Below are 2,313 nucleotides of genomic sequence, written 5' to 3' on the forward strand. Positions count from 1 at the left end.
TGTCGGCGACGGGCGAAAACTGACCGCCATACGACGGATGAAACGGGACCCGCCGGAGTAGATCCGATTCTTCTCGCGATCGTCTGATCATTCTGATCCTCGCCGAGGGTCAGGAGGAGAGGGTGATTCATGTGGAGGACTGGGCTGAGATCCGCCGACTGCACCGGGCCGAGCAGATGCCGATCCGGGCGATCGCCCGTCACCTGGGCATCTCGAAGAACACGGTGAAGCGTGCCCTGGCCACCGACCGGCCGCCGGTCTACCAGCGCCCGCTGAAGGGCTCGGCCGTGGATGCGTTCGAGCCGGCTATCCGCGAGTTGCTGAAGCAGACCCCGACGATGCCCGCGACAGTGATCGCCGAGCGGATCGGCTGGAGCCGCGGGATGACGATCCTCAAGGAACGCGTGCGCGAGCTCAGGCCGGCTTACCTGCCCGCCGATCCGGTCTCCCGCACGGCCTATCAGCCGGGCGAGCTCGCCCAGTGTGACTTGTGGTTCCCGCCGGTGGACATCCCGCTCGGCTACGGCCAGTCCGGTCGGCCCCCGGTCCTGGTCATCGTCTCCGGCTACTCACGGATGATCACCGGCCGGATGCTGCCCTCGCGGCAGACCGGGGATCTGATCGACGGGCACTGGCGCCTGCTCGCCGACGGCTGGCAGGCGGTCCCCAAGACACTGGTGTGGGACAACGAAGCCGGCGTCGGCAAAGGCAAGCTGACCAGCGAGTTCGCCGCGTTCGCAGGACTGCTCGCGGTCAGGGTCCACCTCTGCCGCCCCCGCGACCCGGAGGCGAAGGGCCTGGTCGAGCGCGCCAACGGCTACCTGGAGACCAGTTTCCTGCCCGGCCGGGTCTTCACCGGCCCGGACGACTTCAACGCCCAGCTGAACGCCTGGCTGCAGATCGCCAACCGGCGCATCCACCGCTCGATCACCGCCCGGCCCGTCGACCGCTGGGAGGCGGACCGCGCCGCGATGCTCAAGGTCCCGCCCGTCTCACCGCCCCACTGGTGGCGCTTCCACACCCGCATCGGCCGCGACCACTACGTCCGCGTCGACACCAACGACTACTCCGTCCACCCCCGGGCCATCGGAAGGACGGTGATGGTCCGGGCGGACAACGAAGAGGTCACCGTCATCGCCAGCAGCAATGACGTCGTGGCCCGGCATACCCGCTGCTGGGCCAGGCACCAGAGTCTCACCGACCCCGAACACGCCGCCGCGGCCGACATCCTGCGCGGCCAGGCGATCCACCAGCAGGCAGCCCGAGCCGCCACCGCCCACGCCGCGATGCTGGGCCCCGACAGCCTCGGCATCGACGTCGAACAACGTGAACTCGCCACCTATGACCGCATGTTCACTCTCATCGAAGGCGGAGCCGGAAAGGAGGACACCACCTGATGGCCCGCACCACCACCGGCTCCGCAGCCACGAGCAACCCCGCCAAGCCTGACGGTGCCGCGGCCCGCACGGGCCGGCAAACCGCCGCCGACCTGGCCTTCCTCGCCCGCGCTCTGAAGGCCCCCGCCCTGCTGGACGCCGCCGAACGCCTGGCCGAACGGGCTCAGGCCGAGTCCTGGACCCACCTCGAATACCTGGTCGCCTGCCTCCAGCGCGAGGCCGCCGCCCGCGACAGCCACGGTGGCGAGAGCCGTATCCGCGCCGCCCGCTTCCCCGCGATCAAGACACTGGAGGAACTGGACCTCACCCACCTGCGTGGCCTGACGCGCCAGCAACTCGCGCATCTGGGAACATTGGACTTCATCGCGGCCAAGGAGAACGCTGTTTTCCTGGGGCCGCCGGGCACCGGCAAGACGCACGTGGCGACCGGGCTTGCCGTCCGGGCCTGCCAGGCCGGCCACCGGGTCGCGTTCGCCACCGCCGCCCAGTGGGTCGACCGCCTCGCTGCCGCCCACCACAGCAACCGGCTCCAAAACGAACTGATCAAACTCGGCCGCTACCCGCTGATCGTGATCGACGAGGTGGGATACATCCCCTTCGAGGCCGAGGCCGCGAACCTGTTCTTCCAGCTGATCTCGAACAGATACGAAAGGGCCAGTGTGATCGTGACCTCGAACAAGCCGTTCGGGCGCTGGGGAGAGGTCTTCGGCGACGAGACCGTGGCAGCAGCGATGATCGACCGCCTCGTCCACCACGCCGAGGTCCACTCCCTCAAGGGCGAGTCCTACCGCATGCGGGGCCGCGAACTCGGCCGCGTCCCCACTGCCACCGACAAAGACTGAACAAGACCACCGACGACGCGAAAGGGTCCAAACTCAACCGTCCAAAATGGGTCACGGTTCAGCCGCCGCCGACA

At 68.7% G+C, this 2,313-nt stretch carries 2 protein-coding genes; both read left to right on the plus strand.

Features of this window, described 5'->3' with window-relative positions; translation table 11 throughout:
• Positions 1–122: 122 nt before the first annotated feature.
• Positions 123–1,397, plus strand: a complete 1,275-nt coding sequence (istA, locus tag ACH4U7_RS53135; RefSeq protein ID WP_398534936.1) for an IS21 family transposase — start codon at positions 123–125, stop codon at positions 1,395–1,397.
• A complete protein-coding gene (istB, locus tag ACH4U7_RS53140; protein WP_398534937.1) occupies positions 1,397–2,239 on the plus strand; it encodes an IS21-like element helper ATPase IstB in 843 nt (280 codons plus the stop codon). The genes istA and istB overlap by 1 nt, the downstream gene beginning before the upstream one ends.
• The last annotated feature ends 74 nt before the right edge of the window (positions 2,240–2,313 follow it).

It is taken from the genome of Streptomyces sp. NPDC020845 (assembly GCF_044334165.1).
Lineage (GTDB): Bacteria > Actinomycetota > Actinomycetes > Streptomycetales > Streptomycetaceae > Streptomyces.